5 protein-coding genes are annotated in these 4,162 nt (G+C 55.0%); 4 read left to right on the top strand and 1 reads right to left on the bottom strand.

The genetic code is table 11. The features are described 5' to 3' along the window. From ACF8AM_RS22040 to ACF8AM_RS22025, 4 genes are all read left to right on the top strand, one after another. The coding region (locus ACF8AM_RS22040; protein ID WP_392557722.1) for an FAD-dependent oxidoreductase at positions 1 to 834 on the top strand (834 nt) is incomplete at its 5' end. 11 nt (positions 835 to 845) lie between these two features. Further along, entirely contained in the window at positions 846 to 1,853 is a 1,008-nt protein-coding gene (locus ACF8AM_RS22035; RefSeq protein ID WP_392557721.1) for a hypothetical protein, read from the top strand. Beyond that, the gene (locus tag ACF8AM_RS22030) at positions 1,850 to 2,443 is read left to right on the top strand and encodes a sigma-70 family RNA polymerase sigma factor (RefSeq protein WP_392557720.1); all 594 of its coding nucleotides are present in this window, start codon (positions 1,850 to 1,852) and stop codon (positions 2,441 to 2,443) included. The genes ACF8AM_RS22035 and ACF8AM_RS22030 overlap by 4 nt, the downstream gene beginning before the upstream one ends. Further along, a complete protein-coding gene (locus ACF8AM_RS22025) occupies positions 2,430 to 3,851 on the top strand; it encodes a FecR domain-containing protein (protein WP_392557719.1) in 1,422 nt (473 codons plus the stop codon). Before ACF8AM_RS22030 ends, ACF8AM_RS22025 begins: the two co-directional genes overlap by 14 nt. Here ACF8AM_RS22025 and ACF8AM_RS22020 read toward each other — a convergent pair. Then, positions 3,764 to 4,015 (bottom strand): DUF1589 domain-containing protein, encoded by a 252-nt coding sequence (locus ACF8AM_RS22020; protein WP_392557723.1) that lies wholly within the window; start codon positions 4,013 to 4,015, stop codon positions 3,764 to 3,766. The genes ACF8AM_RS22025 and ACF8AM_RS22020 overlap by 88 nt on opposite strands. Positions 4,016 to 4,162: the final 147 nt, after the last annotated feature.

The following is a 4,162-nucleotide window of genomic DNA, read 5'->3' as shown; positions in this document are numbered from 1 at the left end:
GGTGACGGTTGGCTGGGGTATTGGGCAGGAGCCGAATACCGAATCGGCCGCGAATCGCATAGGGAGTTCGGTGAAAAATGGGACAAGCACGGCGACCTTTGGAGTCCCGAAAATCCCGACAAACGTGTGATGGGAACGTCGGTGCTTTGGAATGCTGAGAAAACAAACCAACGTAGCGTTTTTCCCGATGTGCCTTGGGCGATGCCGGTGGCGAAGAATCACGAAGCGACCGCGGGAGAATGGTACTGGGAGTACTCCAAAAACGATTTGGACCAAATCGACGATGCGGAAACCATCCGTGACCACATGTTGCGTGCGATCTACGGTTCGTTTGCAAATGCCAAACGCCATCCCAAGAATGCACCCTGGACCTTGAAATGGGTTTCGTTCGTTGGTGGCAAACGCGAATCGCGACGTCTGATGGGCGATCACATTTACACGATGAACGATGCCGCTGAACGACGAGAGTTCGAGGATGCGGTGGTGGTCGAAACGCGGGAGATTGACTCGCACTACCAACAAGTCTTGCAGGGCAACCCGGTCGATTTCTTATCCAAAGCGTTGTTCTACAAAACCGGTGGAGAATACTTTGTTCCATTCCGAAGTCTGTATTCGAAGGACATCGATAATCTGATGATGGCCGGACGCTGTTTCAGTTGTTCCCACATCGGATTGGCTGGACCTCGTGTCATGAACACTTGCGGGCAAATGGGAGTTGCAACCGGGTACGCCGCGTCGTTGTGCAAGGCTTACCAAGCAACGCCTCGAGAAGTTGGTCAGAAGCATGTTCGCGAACTTCGCAGTCTGATCGGTTTTGAGGATCGCTCGTCCTGATGAGACACTGGGTGAATCTAGCCTTGCTGTTTTCGTTCAGCACCCTGATTGTCACCGGGGTGCTGGCGTTCACGCTGCCATTTTCGCAAACCAACACGCGATTGCATGTGGTCTCCGGGGTCGTGTGTGTCGTCTTGGTGACAAAGCACGTGTTGAGCCGACTCACCTACTTTCGATCCATTGCATCGAGGCAATCAAAAGCGATGGGGCTGATGCGAAAGGCAAGCGTGCTTGGGTTTTGGGCGGTGATTCTGGTGGCCTCGGTTGCCGCGATCCCGCCTACCAATTGGTTGATGGATCAAAGCTATGAGACTCGCCAGCGAAGCCAGATTGTGCGGGCGTCTTCGCTGGTGGGCTTTGGCGAATTGTCGCCGCATCAGCGGATCGTTGTGAGAAAACCCAAACGAGAATCGGACGCGATGCTTTCAATTCATCTTGGTTATTTAACGTCGCTGGATCGCCTGCCTGCGACGGCGGTTTGGGTGGAATCCACAACCGGAACCATGATTGAGACGTTGTACCTGGACGAAGGGCTTGCGTACAGTGAAGTCGTTTCACGCACCGCTTCTGCCGGTGATGGATCATTGCTTCGCCGCAGCGATGTGCTTCCGATTTGGCGGCACGCCTACACAATGGTCTCTGGCGTCGATCCCAATGGGGACGTCGATGGATTGACAGGGGCCACTAAGAATCACAGTTTCGAATTGGATCAGTATCTCCGGCCAGGGGAAGGAAACCGATTTGTCGTTTGTGTGGAATTCAATCTGCCGGGCGATTCGAACGATGAGTGGCAAGAACGGGAGTGGGGGCAACCATCGTTGCTGTACACGGCGCTGATTGATGTCGATCGTGAGAGTCCTCATGCGATCTTGGAATTGACGGGGCACGGTGGGGGCTCCGAGCGTGACGGCAACATTCGCTATGACTTGGAAAATATCACCACCGCTCGAAAGATTGCAGATCTGTTTTTAGCGAAGCTGGATCTGCCACACTCAGTAGCAACCGCAACAAAGGAATGAACTTCCAGGCAAACGACGCCGTGAAGGAATCAACGCAACAACTGATGAGTGACAACGACCAGGCAACGACCGAATTCATTCAGCTCTTGACCGAGTCTCAACGCTCGCTGTTTTACTACATCCATTCGCTCATCCCCAATCGAACGGACGCGGATGAAGTGCTGCAGGAAACCAACCTCGTGCTTTGGCGAGAGTACGAACGATTCGAACCGGGGACTAATTTTCGGGCGTGGGCCTGCACGGTGGCGCTCAATCAAGTCCGAGCTTTCACGTCGAAGCGACGGGCTAAACGACCCCACTTCGATACCGAGACCGTGATGTTGATTTCCGAGCGGCAAGAGAAACGATCGGCCTATTTGCAGCGTCGGTTGGATGCGTTGGAAGGTTGTGTTCAGAAGCTTCCCGAACGCAAGCGAGCGTTTGTGGAACAACGTTACCGGCAGGGGGTGCCAGTGGAAAATATCGCAGAGGAGATGGGATCCAGCGTGGATGCCGTTTACAAAATGTTAAGCCGTATCCGTGAGGCACTTCACGCATGTGTTGACCGCACTCTTTCTCTCGAAGGAATTCGCTCCAATGACCCAGCGTGAACGATTTGATCGGTTGCGAAACGCCTTTTTGGACGGTGTGGCGACTCAAGCGGAAACGGAGGAGCTGCAAACACTGCTGCACGCCTCGGATGAGTTGCTCGATGACTACATCGAACATGCGAACCAAGATGCAGCGTTGATTTGGAATGGCATTCCGGAGCACCCGTTGCCCCCTGTTTGCCCCGCCGAACCAGCCGCTGGTTTGTCTCGGCTAACCCGCTACCTGCCTTGGATTGCCGCCAGTCTCTTGTTTGTTGCGGCGGCGGGCTGGGAATGGATGACGATGCAGCCGCGATCCGTTGCGACGATCCTTTCGTCAACCGACTGCCATTGGGGCACCGGGACTTTGCCGACAACCGTTGGGCAAGAACTCACGTCAGGACGCTTGCGTTTGATTTCAGGCATCGCGGAATTGCAGTTCCCTCGTGCGACTGTTTCGATGGAAGGACCAGTCGATATCGAACTGATTTCAGCCGAACGTTGCCGCCTGCATTCGGGCAGCATTGTCGGGTCGGTCAGCGAAGGCGGTGAAGGCTTCGTGGTCGAAACACCTCGGGCGGAAATCACCGATCGTGGAACCAAATTTGGTGTCTATGTCGACAACGTCGGTGACGCTCGTTTGGATGTGATGGAAGGCAAGGTCGATGTCAAACATTTGGGAACGGGACGGCAAATGACATTGGAAGGAACCAGTCGAGCGTTCGCTTCCGTTCATGCGTTGGAAACGTTTGCTCCCAAGCAGAAAGAGAATGTCAATCAGGACAACGCGATGCCGGCATCCACTGACAAAGTCATTCACATCAGCTCCGCCTACGGCGATGGCGACGAAGGAGATGTCACGTCTGGGGATCGGCGAGAAGGAGACATGTTCCCCACGCCGGATCATGTGTTGCTGGTCAAACGGGCTGACAGCGAACCGTATTGGAATCGCAAAGCGTTCATACGATTTGATCTGACGGGCTTTGACGTATCGGACCTGTCGGGCGTGGAGCTTCGGCTGGAGGGTGTCCACACGGGGATGGGGTACACGTCCTTGTTGCCTGATTCCACCTTTCACGTTCACGGTGTGAAGCCGGAATACAACACGGATTGGAATTCCAAGACTCTCGATCGAGACAACTTTCCCGGCCGGAAGCCAAAGACTCATCAACTTGATCCGGACAAATTGGAGTTACTTGGTGAGTTCGTGATTCCCCAATCGAAACCGCAAGGACAATTTGTGATCGCCGACCCGCGGTTGCTGCAGTTTGTGCAAGACAACTTGGGATCCACACCGACATTGGTGATCACCCGACAGACCTCCGTGAACCAGACTCAAAGCTACGTGCACGGATTCGCTAGCCGCACCCATCCAACCGCCAGCCCACCTACCCTGCGACTGCACGTCAAGCAAACAACCACAGACTGAACCGGCAAACGTCGTCCAGATTCCACCTGGCTGGTTGACTGGACAGAGTCTCGCGAACTCGCGGGTGAATGCAGGTCGTCTCGCTTTGTTCCAAAGCATCGGCATGGTTGCCAGGTGAGACCTGGCCTACGTGAATGCATGTGGCTGGATTCGCGAGAAGTCAGATGCTCCGGATGGGATGCGCCCGGATTCTTGGCGGTCGCCGTTACGTCATGTCCGAATTCTTGGCGAATCCGGATGCGTTGCGCGAGAGTCCCGGAGGGCCGGCAGATCCTTTGCCGGGGCCGTGAGGCCCCGGGCGCGGAAGAGCA

It is taken from the genome of Rhodopirellula sp. JB055, assembly GCF_043100905.1.
In the GTDB taxonomy this organism is placed as follows: domain Bacteria; phylum Planctomycetota; class Planctomycetia; order Pirellulales; family Pirellulaceae; genus Rhodopirellula.
Note: the sequence above shows the minus strand (reverse complement) of the source record. Positions and strands in the feature narration are given on the sequence as shown.